The organism is Brevundimonas sp. (assembly GCF_032055285.1).
In the GTDB taxonomy this organism is placed as follows: Bacteria; Pseudomonadota; Alphaproteobacteria; order Caulobacterales; family Caulobacteraceae; genus Brevundimonas.
Map to the genome: position 1 here is coordinate 489,637 of NZ_DAMBRE010000002.1, position 17,049 is coordinate 506,685.

A 17,049-nucleotide genomic window follows, 5' to 3' on the forward strand; every position below is an offset into this window, starting at 1 on the left:
CGTGAACATGATCGGGATTTAACTTGTCCGCGATTTCGAACCTCGACCTCATGACGCCATGCGAACCTTCCACGCCCTCCTCGCGGGCCCCTTCGCCGCTCTGACGCTCGCAGCCGCAGCGACCGCCCAAACCACAAGCGCGCCGACCGCCGAGGACTATCGCCAGGACGCCCTGGCCCTGCCTTCGCTGATCGAAGAACAATACGCCTATGTCGAACGGCTGCCCGGCGGCGTCTTCCCCAATACCGACGTGCTGAAATCTGAGGCCGAGGCGGTCCACGATCAGGCCGGGCTGTTGCGATATGCCGAACACGCCCTGATCGCTCTGGCCGACCATCACGCCATTACCGGCTCTTCCTTCTCCGACAGCTGGGCCGTGACGCCCAGCTATTCCGATCTGTGGATCGAACCTCAAGGTCAGGCCTGGCTCATCACAGACGTCCGCGCGAATTCTCCGGCCACGAACGCCGGGGTGCGACCAGGCGACAGGCTGACCGCCGTGGGAGACCAAACGACGGCCCAGGCTGTCGTCGCCTTCTGGCGCGAGATCGGCATGTCCGCCGAGGGCGATCGCGCCGGATATGCCGCTCGGGTCCTAGCCGCCGGGCGACGGGACCGCCCTCGCGACCTGACGATCACCGCCGTCGATGGAACCGCCCGACGCCTGAGCCTGCCCAGTCTCTACACCGTGCAGCGCCATCGTCCCGTGGTCGAAAGCCGCCTGGACGACGGGGCCCTGATCGTGCGGATCAACGACGCCCTGGGCGACCGGGCGACCATAACCGCCTTCGACGCCGCTCTGGCGACCGCCACGGAAGGTCAGACCATCGTGATCGACCTGACCGAAACGCCCAGCGGCGGCAACACCGTAGTCGCCAGGGCGATCATGGGCTGGTTCGTCGATGCGCCAGCCGCCTATCAAATTCACAGCCTGCCCGCTGAGGCGCGCGAAACCGGGATTGAACGTCGCTGGATCGAACAGGTCCTGCCACGCCCCGGCAAGCGCCACCATGGCCCAGTCGAGGTCCGCGTCGGACGCTGGACCGGCAGCATGGGCGAGGGCTTGGCCATCGGTCTGCACGCCCAGGGGGCGCGCATCGTCGGCCAACCGATGGCAAGCCTGCTGGGAGCCATCTATGATCTGCGTCTGCCGCGCACCGGCCTTGTCGTCAAAATCCCGGTCGAGCGACTGTACGCCGCCGACGGCACGCCCCGAGAACAGTTTCGGCCCGCGCCAAAATGATCAGAAGCTGCGACCATCCACGCGCTTGGCCGTCCAGCTCCAGGGCTCCATGTCCGTCAGCGTCCGCACATTGATCGCCGCCACCTCGGAGCCGTCAGGAGCCACGCCGAAGCCGAAGGGCTGAACGCCGCAGGTCTTGCAGAAGCGATGGTCGATCTTGTGGTGGTTGAAGAAGTAGGAGGTCGTCGCCCCCTCGCCCGCGGTCAGCCGGAACGCCGCGCGCGGCGCGAAGGCCAGGACGAAACCCTTCCGGTAGCAGTGCGAACAGTTGCATTCGATCAGGCCCTCCAGCCCGACCTCCACCTCATAGGCCACCGCGCCGCAGTGGCAGGACCCCTCATGCACGCTCATGGTCGCTCTCCATCGTCAGGATGTCGGCAGGCTGTATTCCAGATCGTAACGGTGAACGCCGTCTTCGATGGTCAGGTGAAACACCCCGGCAATCCCGGCCAGGCCCTCGGAACCCGAGCCCGGCACGATGGTGATCAACAGTTCCTGCGCCCCACGATCCATCAGGCCGCGATGCACCAGGGTGAAGGCCCCTTCGCGTCCGTCGATGACGCCGTGCACGCGGTCCAAAGCGACATAGGCGCCTGACCGATCCGCCCCCATGGCCCCCAGCATCTCACCGGCGGCCGTTCCGGTCAGGTCGCCGTGAAAGGTCTTGGCCAGTAACATGCGCCCCGGGGCGTCAGGCTCGGCGCCCTCCCCTGGCTGAACCGGGGTGATGACGACGTCGAATGTGCCGCGCGCTCGCTTCATGGTCCGTCCCTCGATCCTCAGGCGTCTTCCAGCATCACCACGCCCGGCGCCGATTTCAACGCCCCGCGCAGGGCCGCGTCCAGTCGATAGCGCCCCGGCAACTTGATCTCGATCTCGGTGCGCCCGCCGAGCGTGGCCTGCAGCCAGACCTCGCCGCCCTTCCCTTGCGCTCGCGCCCGATCCAACCGCGCCTTCAGCGCCTCGGCGTCGGCCGACTGCGCCGACAGCACAACCCGCAGCCCGATCTGGGTGTCGTCCAGCAGCGTCTCCATTCGGCTGGCGTCATCGCCGAAGAAGCGCACCTCGCCGTCCGCCGACTTAGCCCGCACCTTGACCAGAACAGAAGCGCCGACCTCCAGGATGTCCCGACACCGCCGCAGCTGCTCCGGCGGGAACAGGCACTCGAACTCACCCGTCGGGTCCGAGAAGGTGACGAAGGCGAACTTCTCACCGCTCTTGGCGCTGGCCCGCTCCTGTCGGCGACGCACCACGCCCGTCATCAAGAAGGCTTCATGCCCCGCCTCGGCCAGACCTTGAGCCTCCGCCACGAAGGTCACGCGCTTGCGTTTCAGCGCCGGGGTCAGATCCTCCAGCGGGTGGCCCGACAGGTAGAAGCCGACCGCCGCCAGCTCCTGATCCAGTTTGTCCGGCCCGGCCCAGGGCTCGACGCTCTTCAGGCGCGGCCGCGCGGCGCCCGCCTGATCCGCTCCGAACAGGCTGACCTGCGACGAGGCCCGCTCGGCGGCGACGCTCTGGCAATAGGCAATCAGGGTGTCGGCCTGTTCGAACAACTGGCGGCGGTTGGAGTTCAGGCTGTCGAAGGCCCCGGCCTTGGCCAGGCCTTCCAGCGCCCGCTTGTTGACCGCCTTGGGATCAACTCGCTCCAGGAAGTCGAAGATGTCGACGAACGGTCCGCCCGCATCGCGGACCTCGACGACGTGCTTCATCGCCTCCAGACCCACGTTGCGGATGGCGCCCAGGGCATAGAGAACGCTGCCCTGCCCGTCCTTCCACTGCACATCAAAGTCGGCGGAAGACCTGTTGATGTCAGGGGCCAGAACCGGAACCTCGAAGCGACGGCAATCCTGATAGAAAACCGCCAGCTTGTCGGTGTTCGACAGGTCGAGGCTCATCGAGGCGGCGAAGAATTCGACTGGGTGATTGGCCTTCAACCAGCCCGTCTGGAACGAAATCAGCGCATAGGCGGCGGCGTGCGACTTGTTGAAGCCGTAACCGGCGAACTTGGCCACCAGGTCGAAGATGGAGCCCGACTGAGCCTCCGGCACCGACTTCTCGGAGGCGCCCTTGACGAAGCGGAGGCGCTGGAAATCCATCTCCTCCTTCTTCTTCTTGCCCATGGCGCGGCGCAGAAGGTCGGCTTCACCCAGGCTGTAGCCCGCCAGGACCTGGGCGATCTTCATCACCTGTTCCTGATAGATGATGACGCCGTAGGTCTCGGTCAGGACATCGGTCAGCGAAGGGTGCAGATAGTCCACCTCAGCCCGCCCGAACTTCCGGTCGATATAGGTGTCGATCATCTCCATCGGCCCCGGCCGGTAGAGAGAAATCAGCGCGGTGATTTCCTCGATGGAGCCGCAGCGCATCTTGCGCAGCGTGTCGCGCATGCCCTGTGATTCCAGCTGGAACACCCCGACCGTCTGGCCCGAGGCCATCAGCTCATAGGTTTTGGCGTCGTCGAGCGGCAGCAGGTTCCATTCGGGCGCCGCGCCGCGCCGTTCCAGATATTCTCGCGCCCGGTCCAGCACCGTCAGGGTTTTCAGGCCCAGGAAGTCGAACTTCACCAGCCCCGCCGGCTCGACCCACTTCATGTTGAACTGGCTGGCCGGAATCGTGGATCTTGGATCCTGATAGAGCGGCACCAGCTCGGTAAGCGGCCGGTCGCCGATGACGATGCCCGCGGCGTGGGTCGAGGCGTTGCGGTACAGCCCCTCCAGCTCCAGCGCCGTCTCCAGCAGGGTCTTGACCGCAGGCTCGGCGTCACGCGCCTCCTTCAGGCGCGGTTCGAGGTCGATGGCCTGGGCCAGGGTCACTGGGTTGGCCGGGTTGTTCGGCACCATCTTGCAGAGCCGGTCCACCTGCCCCAGCGGCATCTGCAACACCCGGCCGACATCGCGCAGCACGGCCCGCGCCTGCAGGGTGCCGAAGGTGATGATCTGGGCCACCCGGTCCTTCCCGTAGTGGTCCTGCACATAGTCGATCACCTCTTCGCGCCGCTCCTGGCAGAAGTCGATGTCGAAGTCGGGCATGGAGACCCGTTCGGGGTTCAAGAAGCGCTCGAACAGCAGGCCGAACCGCAAGGGGTCCAGGTCGGTGATGGTCAGCGACCAGGCCACCAGCGACCCGGCGCCGGAGCCCCGCCCCGGCCCCACGGGAATCCCATGCAGCTTGGCCCACTTGATGAAGTCGGCCACGATCAGAAAGTAGCCGGGGAAGCCCATCTGCTGGATGATACCCACCTCCCATTCGAGGCGAGTCCAGTATTCCTCCTCGGGCGCGGCGGGCGTGACCTGCAGCAGGCGGGCCTTCAGCCCCTCGCGCGCCTGGTGGGCCAGTTCGTCGGGCTCGGAGCGCCCGGCGCCGGTGTCAAAGCGCGGCAGGATCGGCGCCCGCGTCGGCACCAGGAAGGCGCAGCGACGCGCGATGTCGATGGTGTTGTCACAGGCTTCGGGCAGGTCAGCGAACAGGGTCCGCATGGCTTCGGCGGTCTTGAACCAGTGCTCGCCGGTGATGCGTCGCCGATCCTCCTGGCCGGTGAAGGCGCCGTCGGAGATGCACAAAAGGGCGTCGTGCGACTTCGCCTGCGCCGCCTTGGCGTAATAGACGTCGTTGGTCGCGACCAGAGGCGCGTCGTTGGCATAGGCCCATTCGACCAGCCCCGACTCGGCGACCGGCTCCTGCGGCAGGCCGTGACGCTGCAACTCAACATAGAAACGGTCGCCGAAGACGCGCTGCATCTCGGCCAACGCCCCCTTGGCTTCGGCAGGCTTGTTCTGGACGAACAGGGGGTCGATGGGGCCGTCAGGGCCGCCCGAGAGCAGGATCAGGCCCTCGGACTTATCCACAACCTGCGACCAGGGCACGCCGGGCTCGGACATCTCGCCGGCGTCGAGGTAGGCGGCAGAGGACAGAGCGCACAGGTTGAGCCAGCCCTGCTCGTTCTGGACCAGCAGCACCACGGTCGGCGTCTTGGCCCAGCGTTCGGCGATCTGCCCGCCGATGCCCAGCACCGGCAGGGCGCAGGCGACGATAGGCTGAACGCCCGCGTCCTTCGTGTTCTGGCTGAACTCGAGCGCGCCGAACAGGTTGGCCCGGTCGGCCACGGCGACGGCCGGCATCCCCGCGTCCGCGGCCATCTTGCCGATCTTGCCGGCCTTGATCGCCCCTTCCAGCAGGGAATAGGCGCTCCGGACCCGCAGATGGACAAAGCCCTGGCTGTTCGTCGTTTCCGCCAACACAAACTCCGCTGATCCCGGACGCCAGGACCTCTCATATCCGACCGCAACGCGGCCCGATTTTGATCATGCAGGGAGTCGATGCGGCGATCACGCCACCAGGAAAGACGCCTGCCAGATCATCCAGACGAAGCCGCCGCACGACGCAAGCGACAGCACATCCCTCACCCAACGCGACATCGGTTTATCCCCAGCTCCGTTGTTCCTGAAATGTTCTATATTCTCGCTTTGTTCTCATTGCAAGCGTGGAACGCAACTGTCGCGCTCGCGCGTCGCCCTCGCCTTCCCCACCTTGGTGGAAGCACTGAAAGGGAGAGACTCCCATGCTGTTGCGCGTCCTGGTGATCGCCACCGCCCTAATGGCGGCCTGCTCACCTGCGGAAACGCACGTCGAGGCCGCGTCGCTGGAGCCGCCCCCGCCCGGCTATCAGACCGCCATCTTCGCCGGCGGCTGCTTCTGGACCGAAGAAAAGGCCTTCGACGGCCTGCCGGGCGTGCGCTCAGCGGTATCCGGCTTCGTCGGCGGCATGCGGCCGAACCCGACCTATGAGCAGGTGGTGCGCGGCGGGACCGGCTATCGCGAGGCGGTGCAGGTGACGTTCGACCCCGCCGTGGTCAGCTATCGCACCCTGGTCGACCGCTTCTGGCGCACCATCGACCCGACCGATCCCACCGGACAGGTCTGCGATCAGGGCCCTTCCTACGTCACGGCCGTCTATGCGACCGAAGCCCAGACGGCGACCGCCCAGGCGTCGCGCATGGCGGCGCGGACCGCGCTGGGGGCCAGGGGCGCCGGCTTCCTCACCCCCGTCTATCCGGCCATGCGCTTCTGGCCCGCCGCCCCCGAGCATCAGAACTTCGCCCGTCGACACCCGACCCGGTACGAGGCCTATCGCATCGGCTGCGGACGCAGCGCCCGCCTGCGCGTCCTGTGGGGCGACGCCGCCGTCGGCTAGCTAGTAGGTCTGAGCCTCGGCCGCGCGTTCTTCCAGATGGCCGTCCTTCAGGGCGAAGACGCGGTCCATGTGGCCGGCCAGCTCCATGTTGTGGGTGGCGATCAGGGCGGCCACGCCCGTGGTCTTGGCCAGTTCGCGCAGGGCCTCGAACACCGCATGGCTGTTGGCGGGGTCCAGATTGCCGGTCGGCTCGTCGGCCAGCAGCAGGCGCGGGCTGTTGGCCAGCGAGCGGGCGATGGCGACACGCTGTTGCTCGCCGCCTGACAACTGGGCCGGCTGGTGGGTGAAGCGCTCGCCCAGACCGAGGCTGGTCAGCATGACCTCCGCGCGGCGACGCGCCTCGGCCTCGGAATGACCTGCAATGCGCATCGGCAGAGCCACATTATCCCGTGCGTCAAATTCCGGCAGCAGGTGGTGGAATTGATAGACGAAACCGATCCGCGACAGGCGCAGGCGCGTGCGCGCCCGCTCGTCCAGACCGCCGACGTCCTCGCCGTCGATCATGACCTGACCGCTGGTCGGGCGCTCCAGAAGACCGGCGGCGTGCAGCAGGCTCGACTTGCCCGAGCCCGACGGCCCGATCAGGCCGACGACCTCGCCTGGCATGACGTCCAGATCGACGCCTTTCAGCACCGTCAGCCCGCCCGAGGCGGTCGGATAGGTGCGGGTGATGCCGCGGAGGCTGAGCGTCGGCGTCTTGTTCAGCGGACTATTCAAAGCGCAGGGCCTCCACCGGGTCGATCCGCGACGCGTTCCACGACGGCGGCAGGCTGGCGAGGCAGCTCATGAAGAAGGAGAAGAGCGCCACCCAGGTCACGTCCCACGGATCGACCAGGGCCGGAATGGCGTCCAGCATGTAGACGTCGGCGTTGAACAGCTGGACGCCCAGCAGGGCTTCAAGGAAGTGCTGGATCGCGCCGATGTTCAGGCAGAACAGCAGGCCCAGCACCAGCCCGGCAATGGTGCCGCCGATGCCGATGGCCGCGCCCGAGACGAAGAAGATGCGCAGGATCGACGACGGACTGGCGCCCACGGTGCGCAGGATGGCGATGTCGCGTGTCTTGTTCTTCACCAGCATGACGATGCCGCTGATGATGTTCATGGCGGCGATGGCCACGACCAGGCCCAGGATGATGCTCATGGCCACGCGCTCGACCTTCAGCGCTCCCCAGAAGGCGGCCAGACGGACGCGCCAGTCGGTGACGATGCTGCCCGCTCCGGCGGCCTGCTGCACCGGGGCCAACAGGGTTTCGACCTGATCCGGCTCGGCCACCTTCATCTCGATGACGTCCCAGACGCCCTCCTTACCGAAGAAGAGCTGGGCCTGTTCCAGAGGCATGAAGATGAAGGCGCGGTCGTAGTCGGCCGTGCCGGAGCTGAAGATGCCGCCGACGCGGTAGGTCTTTTCCAGACCACCCAGATTGCCGAAGGCGCTGTCAGCGCCGGTCGGCGAATAGATGGAAATGGCGCTGCCGACGCTCAGCCCCATCTGGTCGGCCAGAGCCTTGCCGATCAGGATGTTGTCGCCGCCGTATTCGCCACGGCCGAAGGATGCGATCTCCTCAGGCTTCAGGCTGTCATAGACGAACCTGGTCGAGGCCAGGTCCTGGGGCCGCACGCCGCGCACGACGCCGCCCGTCATCTGGCCGCCCGCGCGGAACATGGCGGGGGATTCCGTCAGCGGCGACACCGAGACCACGCCGGGCACGTCGGAAATCCGCTTCAGCGCCGCCTCACGGTCCGGCGAAGTCAGCACCGGACCCTGGACATACATGTGTCCGTTGAACGACAGCATCCGTCCCAGCAGTTCGCTGCGGAAGCCGGCCATGATGCTCATCACGCTGATCAGCACCGCCACGGCCAGCATGATGCCGATGAAGCTGATGATAGCGATCAGGGCGACCCCGCCCTCCTTGCGCTTGGCGCGAAGGTAGCGAAGGGCCAGTCCGATCTCCCAGGCGGAGAAGGGACCGGCGGGTTTCACGGCGGGCGGCGCGGAGGCCGTCGCGGCGTCGGTCATTTCGTCAGCAGCTCCAGGGCGGCATCGAGCGACAGGGTTTGCTTCTCGCCGGTGGCGCGGCGCTTCAGTTCGACCACGCCGTCGACCAGGCCCTTGGGCCCGATGGTCAGCTGCCACGGCACGCCGATCAGGTCGGCGGTGGCGAACTTGCCGCCCGGACGCTCGTCGGTGTCGTCGTAGAGGACGTCCTTGCCGAGAGCCTCGAGCTTGGCCACGGCCTCTTCACAGGCGGCTGAGACGGCTTCGTCGCTGGCGCGCAGGTTGATCACCACCACGTCGAACGGGGCGACCGAGTCCGGCCAGATGATGCCGCCGGCGTCGTGGCTGGCCTCGATGATGGCGCCCAGAAGGCGCGACACGCCGACGCCGTAGCTGCCCATGTGGACCTCGGTGTCCTGACCGTCAGGGCCAGCGACCTTGGCCTTCATCGGGGCCGAGTATTTGGTGCCGAAGTAGAAGATGTGGCCGACCTCGATGCCACGCGCCGACAGGCGGTCGCCCTCGGCGGTCTCGGCCTCGAAACGGCCCGCGTCGTGCATTTCCTCGGTCGCGGCGTAGAGGGCGGTGCGCTCGTTGAACACCCCTTCCAGTTGCTCGACGCTGAGGTCGTGGCCCGGCGCGGCCATCTCGACCAGTTTGCGGTCGCAGAAGACCTCGCTCTCGCCGGTCTCGGCCAGGACGATGAACTCATGGCTCAGGTCGCCGCCGATCGGGCCAGTGTCGGCGCGCATCGGCACAGCCTTCAGGCCCAGGCGAGCGAAGGTGTTCAGATAGGCGGCGAACATGCGCTTGTAGGCGATGCGGGCCGAGGCCTCGTCCAGGTCGAAGGAATAGGCGTCCTTCATCAGGAATTCGCGGCCGCGCATGACGCCGAAGCGCGGACGGCGCTCGTCGCGGAACTTCCACTGGATGTGGAAGAGGTTCAGCGGCAGGGATTTGTAGCTCTTGACGTAGGCCCGGAAGATATCCGTGACCATTTCCTCGTTGGTCGGTCCGTACAGCAGCTCGCGCTCGTGGCGGTCGGTGATGCGCAGCATCTCGGGGCCGTAGGCGTCATAACGGCCGCTCTCGCGCCACAGGTCGGCCAGTTGCAGCGTCGGCATCAGCAGCTCGACGGCCCCGGCCTTGACCTGTTCCTCGCGGACGATGTTCTCGATCTTGCGCAGCACCCGCAGGCCCAGCGGCAGCCAGGCATAGATGCCGGTGGCCTCCTGCTTGATCATGCCCGCGCGCAGCATCAGCTGGTGCGACACGATCTGGGCGTCGGAGGGGGCTTCTTTCACGGTCGGCAGGAAGTAGCGCGACAGGCGCATGGCGGGAATCTCTGCAAAATCAGTCTGGCCCGAGTTTTAAACGGGCGAATGGGGCGAAAGCTAGAGCGCAGGACCGCGCGAGAAGTCCGGCAGCGGCATCCATCCGGTCCAGACGATGAAGACGATGAAGGCCCAGACGATGGCCGACACCCAGGTCGTGGTGATGAACTTCTTCTTCAACTGCGGATTGGCGGGCGCGCCCCACTGGCTGCCGTCGGTCGGCGGCGTCTCGACCTGCTTGGACGAACCCAGCGGCAGGATCGTGAACAGCACGATCCACCACGAGGTCAGATACAGCGCCACCAGGGTGAAGGGGCCAAGAGGCATGGGCGGTCATCCATCGGTTCGGGCGCCTTCCGCATTTCACCCGCGTGATCAGCAGGCTAAGGAAAGGCGCGAAACTAAGGACGCCCTCATGCCACAGATCACCCTGGAACACTCCCCCCATTTCGACGGGACCGATTGGCGCGCCCTGGCGCTGGAGATTCACAGGCTGTGCGTGGACGTGGTCGGCGCGACGACCCAGGCCTGCAAGACCCGCATCGTGCGCTGCGACGACCTGATCATCGCCGACGGCGACCCGGCCCAGGCCATGGTCCACTGCGACCTGCGCATCCTGACCGGCCGGACTCAGGAACAGAAGACCGCACTGGGCGAGGCGGTTCAGGCGGCCCTGCTGGCGGGTGTGAAGCCCTACAATGGTCCGGCCCAGATCTCTGTCGAGATCGGGGCCCTGGACAAGGACAACTATCGCAAGGTCACGCTGGGCGGATGACGCCCTACGGGTGCGGGCGGCCGATCCCGTATCGCGCCGCCCAGTAGGGCAGGATGTCGTCGTCCTGCAGGAAGCGGGCGCCGGTCTCTGCGCTGACCTGGGCGTCCGGCCAGTCGAACTCGCCGTCCAGCACCAGCAGCGGGCAGCTCTGGTTGGCCTCCCCCACCTCGGCCACCACGGCGGCGCGGGGACGAGGGTGGTCCAGGTAGGTGACCGTCAGATGCTCGCGCAGACGCGGGTACAGCCCGAGCACCCCTTCGATGCGGGCGCCGGGCGGGCAATACCAGGGCCCGCCCTGATCATCGAACCAGTCAGGGTTCAGCAGATAGAGCCGATCGGCCATTACAGCCTCAGGATCACGGTTTCGACGATGGGACGACGATCCCAGATCTGCTGACTGGCCTTCTTCAGGGCGCGGCTGACGGCCTGTTCGACCACCAGTTCATCGTCCAGTGCTTCGCCCTTCAGCTTGCGGACCGCCTGCTCGGCGCGCTCGGCCAGATCGTCCAGGACGTCGCCTAGAGGCCGCTTGTCGTCGCCCGGCAGGCCGATGCCGCGCACGTCGATGTCGCTGACGATCTTGCCGCGCTTGTCCATGGCGAAGCTGACGACCAGGACGCCGTTGGAGGCTGCGTGTTTGCGCTCGCGCAGGGCCTCGCCCGCCTCTTCGACCAGCATGCCGCCGTCCACGAACAGACGGCCCGAGGGCACTTCGTCGATGATGGCCGCGGGTCCGGGGGCCAGACGCACCATGTCGCCGTTGCGCGGCGTCACGGTTTCCGGGACCTGCATGTCCTTCGCCAGAAGGGCGTGCTCCATCAGGTGGCGGCGCATGCCGTGGGTCGGCACCGCGATCCGCGGACGAGCCCAACTGTACATCTCGCGCAGTTCGTCCCGGCACGGGTGGCCCGAAACGTGGATGCCGGGGTGGTCCTTCTCGGTGTAGAGACGCACGCCCCGGTCGGCCATCTTGTCCTGCAGGCGGCCGATCGACAGTTCGTTGCCCGGGATGACCCGCGACGAGAAGATGCAGTGATCGCCCTTGCCCAGCTTGATGAAGGGGTGCGTGCCCTCGGCCACGCGCGACAGGGCCGCGCGGACCTCGCCCTGGCTACCGGTGCACAGATACAGGATCTCGTCCTCGGGCCAGACGCGGGCCTCCTGTTCGCTCAGGAAGGGTTTGACGTCGCTCAGCATGCCGACCGACTTGGCGGCGGCGGTGATGCGGTGCATCGAGCGGCCGGCCAGGGCCACGCGGCGGCCGGCGGCCTCTGCGGCGCGGATCACGCTGTCCATGCGGGCGACGTTGGAGGCGAAGCAGCCCACGGCGACGCGGCCCTTCAGGTCCTTGATCAGGGCGGCCAGAGCCACCTTCACGTCACCCTCGGAACCGGCGACGCCGTCGACGAAGACGTTGGTGCTGTCGCAGACCATGGCCAGCACGCCCTCGTCGCCGAGACGCTTGATCGTCTCCACGTCGGTGCGCTCGCCCACGACCGGATCATTGTCGATCTTCCAGTCGCCGGTGTGCAGGACGGTGCCCAGCGGGGTCTTGATGGCCAGGCCGTTCGGCTCGGCGATCGAGTGGGTGATGGTGACGAAGGTCACGTCGAACGGACCCAGGTTCAGGTCGCCGCCCAGCGGGATCTCGTTCAGCTCGACATCATCCAGGATGTTGGCGTCGCGCAGCTTCTCGCGGATCAGGTAGGCGGTGAAGGGCGTCGCATACAGCGGCGCCTTGATGCGCGGCCACAGCCAGCCCAGGGCGCCGATGTGGTCCTCGTGGGCGTGCGTCAGCACGATGCCCAGAATGTTCTCGCCTTCCAGGAAGGTCGGATCTGGCACGATCACGTCCACGCCCGGCGTGGAGGGGTCGCCGAAGGTCACGCCGACGTCGACGATGATCCACTTGCGATCATGCGCCGGGCCGAAGCCATAGGCGTTCAGGTTCATGCCGACCTCGTTCGAGCCGCCCAGCGGCAGGAAGACGAGTTCGTCGTTTTGAGTTTTCTTTGTCATACGTCCCTAGAGATGGGTGTTCCGCCGCCAGATTTCGAGTAGGCCGCGGATGGTCAGGTCCGGATCAAACCGGTCGATTGATTGTGTGGAGCCCTCGAACAGCGAGGCGACGCCGCCGGTGCCGACGACCGTCATGGGCTTACCCCACTCGGTCTTGATGCGGTCCACCAGGCCCTCGATCAGGGCGATGTAGCCCCAGAAGACGCCCGATTGCATGGAGGTGACGGTGTCGCGCCCGATGACGACATCGGGGCGTTGAATGGCGATGCGCGGCAGCTTGGCCGCCGCTTCGTGCAGGGCCTGCAGCGACAGGTTGATGCCCGGGGCGATCAGTCCGCCTTCGAAGGCGCCCTGCCCCCGCTCGGCGCCGCCGGACACCACGTCGAAGGTCGTGGCCGTGCCGCTGTCGATCAGCAGCAGGTCGCCCTCATAGACCTGAAGCGCGCCGATGGCGTTGACCAGTCGGTCCGCCCCGGCCTCGCTGGGCTTGGGAATGCGCACCTCGATGCCGAGGTTGACGTTCTCGCCGATCACCAGAGGCTCGACTGCAATATAGCGGCGCGCAAGGTTGCGCAGGTTGAAGATCGACTGCGGCACCACGCTGGAGATGATGCAGCCGTCCAGGTCCTTCATCGTCAGACCCTTGCCGCGCATCTCGAACAGCTGATGCAGCCAGACGGCGTATTCGTCGGCCGTGCGCATGGCGTCCGTGGCCGTGCGCCACTGGGCGATCCACTCGTTCCCGTCGTGGACGGCGAACAGGGTGTTGGTGTTGCCTTGCTCGATCGCCAGCAGCATCAGGCGGCCTCTCCGAAAAAGACGTCGCCGGCGGAGATCACGCGCAGCGATCCGTCCGGCAGTTTCAGGCGCAATGATCCGTCCGCCTCGACCCCGTCCGCCACGCCAGTCAGGGTCTCGTTCGTCAGCCGCGCCGTGCAAGGACCGTGCAGACCGGGCGTGCGCGCGGTCCAGGCGTCGAGAATGGGTTGGAAGCCCAGGGTCGTCCAGCGATCCAGCCATACGCCGAAGGTCTCGGCCATGGCCTTGGCCGCTTCCTCGACGGTCGGCGGCGAAGCCACGCCCTGGCTCAGATGTTCAGCGATGCAGGTGGCGGGCCGTTCTGTGTCCCCGGGCGTCTGGCTCAGGTTCACGCCGATGCCGATCGCCAGCCACAGGCCGCCCGCCGGCGCCGGGCCGGACTCGATCAGGATGCCGGAGGTCTTGCGTCCGTCCAGCAGCACGTCATTGGGCCATTTGATCGTGACCAGGGCCGGCGGGACGTAGCGGTCCAGCAAGTCCGCCACGGCCAGGGACGCGGCGAAGGTCAGTTGCGCCGCCTCGGCGGGCGATTTGCGCGTCAGCAGCAGCAGGGTGGAGGCGAGATTGCCGCTCTCGCTCTCCCATTTGCGTCCACGACGGCCACGACCGGCCGTCTGCCGCCGGGCCGTGATCCACAGCGGCCCGACCTCGCCCGCCTCGGCGCGACGGCGCGCTTCGGCGTTGGTGGAGTCGGTTTCGTCGAGGATCAGGACCGGGGCGGTCAAGCGCCCTTACCCGACGCCGACGCCCGAGGCGGCGGCGCGGGTCAGCGGCTCCAGCCAGGTCAGGGCGACGATCACCAGCGGGAAGCTGAAGGCGGCGCCCGCCAGGGCGATCCACTTGGCTTCCAGCGGCGACTTGTCGGTCGTCACGTCGAACTCCGGCGTATCGAACCACATCACCTTGATGATGCGCAGATAGTAGAAGCCGGCCACGACCGAGGCGACCAGACCGGCGGCGCCGGCCATCCAGTAGCCCGCGTCGGCGGCGGCGCCGAAGACGAAGAACTTGCCCCAGAAGCCCGACATCGGCGGGATGCCGACGGCCGACAGCGACAGGATGGTCAGGGCCACCGCCGTCAGCGGACGATCCTTCTTCAGACCGGCCAGATCAGCGATCTTGCGGATCGGACGGCCGTTACGGCTCAGCGACAGCAGGATGGCGAAGAAGCCGAACTGGTCGATGACGTACAGGGTCATGAACATCAGCGTGGCCTGGACGCCGGCTTCAGTGCCCGCCGCCACGCCCAGCAGGGCGTAGCCGATGTTGATGATCGACGAATAGGCCAGCAGGCGCTGGACGTCCTTCTGCATCAGACCGCCGAACGAACCGACGGCGAAGCTGATCAGCGAGATCAGGATGATGACCTGGGCCCATTGACCGTGAGCGACGCCGAAGCCTTCGACCAGAACGCGGATGATCAGCACCATGGCCGCGATCTTGGGGGCCGTGGCGAACAGGGCCACAACCGGGGTCGGGGCGCCTTCATAGACGTCGGGCGTCCACATGTGGAACGGCGCGGCCGAAACCTTGAACGCCAGACCGCAGATCAGGAAGACCAGACCGAAGATCAGGCCCGGGCCCGGGTTGGCGGTGGCGAAGGCGGCGATGTCGACGAAGCGCATCGAACCGGCGAAGCCGTAGATCAGGCTGGCGCCGTACAGCAGCAGGCCCGACGACAGGGCGCCCAGGACGAAATACTTCAGCCCCGCTTCCGAAGCCTTCAGGTTGTCGCGGTGATAGGCGGCCAGCACGTAGAGAGCCAGCGAGTGCATCTCGATGCCGATGTAGAGCGAGATCAGGTCACCCGACGAGGCCATCATCGACATGCCGACCGAGGCCAGCACGATCAGGACGGGATACTCGAACTTGGCGATGCCGTTGCGGTGGATCCAGCCGTCGCCGAGGACGATGGCGACCGCCGCCGACAGGAAGATGGCGACCTTGCCATAGACAGCCAGCGGGTCGGCCACATAGGCGCCGTTGAAGGCCGTGCCCAGCGGGCCGACCGCGGCCAGCACCGAGGCGACGGCCAGCAGCAGGATCGACAGGCCTGAAATCAGGCGCGTCGACTTTTCGCCCGTGAAGGCGCCGAGCATGAGCAGCACCAGCCCGCCGACCGCGAGGGTCAGTTCCGGGGCGGCGAGTTGAAGGGCGGAAGACAGATCAGTCATTATGCTCTCACCCGCCGATGGCTGCGCGATAGGCGGTCGTCAGGGCCTCAACGGTCGGCCCGGTGTAGTCGAGGACGGCGTTGGGATAGAGGCCCAGCCAGATGGTGCCGACGATCAGCGGCACGAAGATCAGCAGCTCGCGCTTGTCGATGTCCGTGATGGTCTGCAGCGCCGGGTTCTTGATCTCGCCGTACATGACGTTGCGGAACAGCGTCAGGGCGTAAACCGCCGAGAAGATGACGCCCGAAGCCGCGATCAGGGCCGTCCAGGTCGAGACCTGATAGGCGCCGGTCATCGTCAGCACTTCGCCGATGAAGCCCGAGGTGCCCGGCAGGCCGACGTTGGCCATGGTGAACATCAGGAAGATGGCGGCGTACCAGGGCATGCGCGCCGTCAGGCCGCCGTAGAAGGCGATCTCGCGGGTGTGCATCCGGTCGTAGACCACGCCGACGCAGAGGAAGAGCGCGCCCGAGATCAGGCCGTGGCTCAGCATCTGGAAGATGGCGCCCTGCACCCCGGTGTCGTTGCCGGCGAAGATGCCCATGGTCACGAAGCCCATGTGGGCTACCGACGAATAAGCGATCAGCTTCTTGATGTCGGTCTGACGGAAGGCGACCAGCGAGGTGTAGACTACGGCGATCACCGACAGGGTGAAGACCAGGGGCGTGAACATCTGCGACGCCTGCGGGAACATCGGCAGGTTGAACAGGATGAAGCCGTAACCGCCGAGCTTCAGCAGGATGCCGGCCAGGATGACCGAACCGGCCGTCGGGGCCTGAACGTGGGCGTCGGGCAGCCAGGTGTGGACCGGCCACATCGGCATCTTGACCGCGAACGAGGCGAAGAAGGCGAGCCACAGGATCGGCTGAACGGCCGGGTCGAAGGCGTACTGCTTCAGCGCGGGGATGCTGGTGGTGCCCGTCTCATGGGCCATCCACAGCATGGCCAGCAGCATCAGCACCGACCCCAGCAGGGTGTAGAGGAAGAACTTGTACGAGGCGTAGATACGGTTCGCCCCGCCCCATATGCCGATGATCAGGAACATCGGCACCAGGGTGCCTTCGAAGAAGATGTAGAAGAGGAACAGGTCCAGCGACGTGAAGACGCCGATGACCAGGGTCTCCAGCACCAGGAAGGCGACCATGTATTCGACGACGCGCGTTTCGATCGACTTCCAGCTGGCCACGATGCAGATCGGCATCAGGAAGGCGGTCAGCAGGACGAACAGGATCGAAACCCCGTCCACGCCCAGGTGATAACCTGCGCCGGCGAACCAGGCGTAGTTTTCAACGAACTGATAGGCCGGGTTCGACGGATCGAACTGGGCCACCAGCAGAACGGACACGGCCAGCACCACCAGGGTGGTGCCCAGCGCGATCCAGCGCGCGGCCGGGGCCGCGGCGTCTTGGCCGCCCTTGTTCATCATGCCGGCCAGAAGCAGCAGGCCGGCGCCGACCAGCGGCAGGAAGGTGACGATGCTCAGAATGTGAGGCAC

General features: G+C 66.6%; 16 protein-coding genes. 3 read left to right on the forward strand and 13 right to left on the reverse strand.

Translation table 11 applies throughout. From position 1 onward, the window contains the following. Nucleotides 1-58 precede the first annotated feature (58 nt). Nucleotides 59-1,243, forward strand: coding sequence for a S41 family peptidase (locus RTY13_RS07920; RefSeq protein WP_312782454.1), 1,185 nt, complete (start codon nt 59-61; stop codon nt 1,241-1,243). Here RTY13_RS07920 and RTY13_RS07925 read toward each other — a convergent pair whose 3' ends face one another. The 3 genes from RTY13_RS07925 to dnaE are packed head-to-tail and all read right to left on the reverse strand — an operon-like array spanning nt 1,244 to nt 5,478. Continuing rightward, a complete protein-coding gene (locus RTY13_RS07925) occupies nt 1,244-1,594 on the reverse strand; it encodes a GFA family protein (RefSeq protein ID WP_312782456.1) in 351 nt (116 codons plus the stop codon). It abuts the gene before it with no gap. A gap of 15 nt (nt 1,595-1,609) precedes the next feature. Next, complete coding sequence (locus RTY13_RS07930; RefSeq protein ID WP_312782457.1) at nt 1,610-2,005, reverse strand: DUF3224 domain-containing protein; 396 nt, start codon at nt 2,003-2,005, stop codon at nt 1,610-1,612. 17 nt (nt 2,006-2,022) lie between these two features. Beyond that, nucleotides 2,023-5,478 (reverse strand): DNA polymerase III subunit alpha, encoded by a 3,456-nt coding sequence (gene dnaE / locus RTY13_RS07935; protein WP_312782458.1) that lies wholly within the window; start codon nt 5,476-5,478, stop codon nt 2,023-2,025. A 323-nt stretch (nt 5,479-5,801) separates the two neighbouring features. On the opposite strand from dnaE, the gene msrA reads away from it, so the two are divergent. Beyond that, nucleotides 5,802-6,434: a peptide-methionine (S)-S-oxide reductase MsrA gene (gene msrA / locus RTY13_RS07940; RefSeq protein WP_312782459.1), complete on the forward strand. Its 633-nt coding sequence runs from the start codon at nt 5,802-5,804 to the stop codon at nt 6,432-6,434. Here msrA and RTY13_RS07945 read toward each other — a convergent pair whose 3' ends face one another. Genes RTY13_RS07945 through RTY13_RS07960 form a run of 4 tightly spaced genes read right to left on the reverse strand, consistent with a single transcriptional unit; the run spans nt 6,435 to nt 10,094 of the window. After that, nucleotides 6,435-7,151, reverse strand: coding sequence for an ABC transporter ATP-binding protein (locus RTY13_RS07945; protein ID WP_312782460.1), 717 nt, complete (start codon nt 7,149-7,151; stop codon nt 6,435-6,437). It abuts the gene before it with no gap. Further along, on the reverse strand, nt 7,144-8,454 hold the full coding sequence (locus tag RTY13_RS07950) for a lipoprotein-releasing ABC transporter permease subunit (RefSeq protein WP_312782461.1): 1,311 nt from the start codon (nt 8,452-8,454) through the stop codon (nt 7,144-7,146). The genes RTY13_RS07945 and RTY13_RS07950 overlap by 8 nt, the downstream gene beginning before the upstream one ends. Beyond that, a complete protein-coding gene (gene proS / locus RTY13_RS07955; RefSeq protein WP_312782462.1) occupies nt 8,451-9,767 on the reverse strand; it encodes a proline--tRNA ligase in 1,317 nt (438 codons plus the stop codon). The genes RTY13_RS07950 and proS overlap by 4 nt, the downstream gene beginning before the upstream one ends. Before the next feature lie 60 nt (nt 9,768-9,827). Then, nucleotides 9,828-10,094 (reverse strand): DUF1467 family protein, encoded by a 267-nt coding sequence (locus RTY13_RS07960; RefSeq protein ID WP_178826887.1) that lies wholly within the window; start codon nt 10,092-10,094, stop codon nt 9,828-9,830. Between the two features lie 88 nt (nt 10,095-10,182). Here RTY13_RS07960 and RTY13_RS07965 point away from each other — a divergent pair, with 88 nt between their 5' ends. Next, on the forward strand, nt 10,183-10,542 hold the full coding sequence (locus RTY13_RS07965) for an isomerase (protein ID WP_312782463.1): 360 nt from the start codon (nt 10,183-10,185) through the stop codon (nt 10,540-10,542). 4 nt (nt 10,543-10,546) lie between these two features. On the opposite strand, the gene RTY13_RS07970 is transcribed toward RTY13_RS07965, so the two are convergent. From RTY13_RS07970 to RTY13_RS07995, 6 genes are read right to left on the reverse strand one after another with little or no spacing between them, the layout of a single operon-like run. Beyond that, a complete protein-coding gene (locus RTY13_RS07970) occupies nt 10,547-10,885 on the reverse strand; it encodes a DUF3088 family protein (RefSeq protein WP_312782464.1) in 339 nt (112 codons plus the stop codon). After that, nucleotides 10,885-12,561 carry a ribonuclease J gene (locus RTY13_RS07975; RefSeq protein WP_312782466.1) on the reverse strand — a complete coding sequence of 559 codons (1,677 nt, stop codon included), beginning with the start codon at nt 12,559-12,561 and terminating at the stop codon, nt 10,885-10,887. The genes RTY13_RS07970 and RTY13_RS07975 overlap by 1 nt, the downstream gene beginning before the upstream one ends. 6 nt (nt 12,562-12,567) lie before the next feature. Further along, complete coding sequence (locus RTY13_RS07980) at nt 12,568-13,362, reverse strand: type III pantothenate kinase (protein WP_312782540.1); 795 nt, start codon at nt 13,360-13,362, stop codon at nt 12,568-12,570. Continuing rightward, nucleotides 13,359-14,105, reverse strand: coding sequence for a biotin--[acetyl-CoA-carboxylase] ligase (locus RTY13_RS07985; protein WP_312782467.1), 747 nt, complete (start codon nt 14,103-14,105; stop codon nt 13,359-13,361). Before RTY13_RS07985 ends, RTY13_RS07980 begins: the two co-directional genes overlap by 4 nt. 6 nt (nt 14,106-14,111) lie before the next feature. Continuing rightward, on the reverse strand, nt 14,112-15,554 hold the full coding sequence (gene nuoN / locus RTY13_RS07990) for an NADH-quinone oxidoreductase subunit NuoN (RefSeq protein ID WP_312782469.1): 1,443 nt from the start codon (nt 15,552-15,554) through the stop codon (nt 14,112-14,114). Nucleotides 15,555-15,561: 7 nt separating this feature from the next. After that, entirely contained in the window at nt 15,562-17,049 is a 1,488-nt protein-coding gene (locus RTY13_RS07995; RefSeq protein ID WP_312782471.1) for an NADH-quinone oxidoreductase subunit M, read from the reverse strand.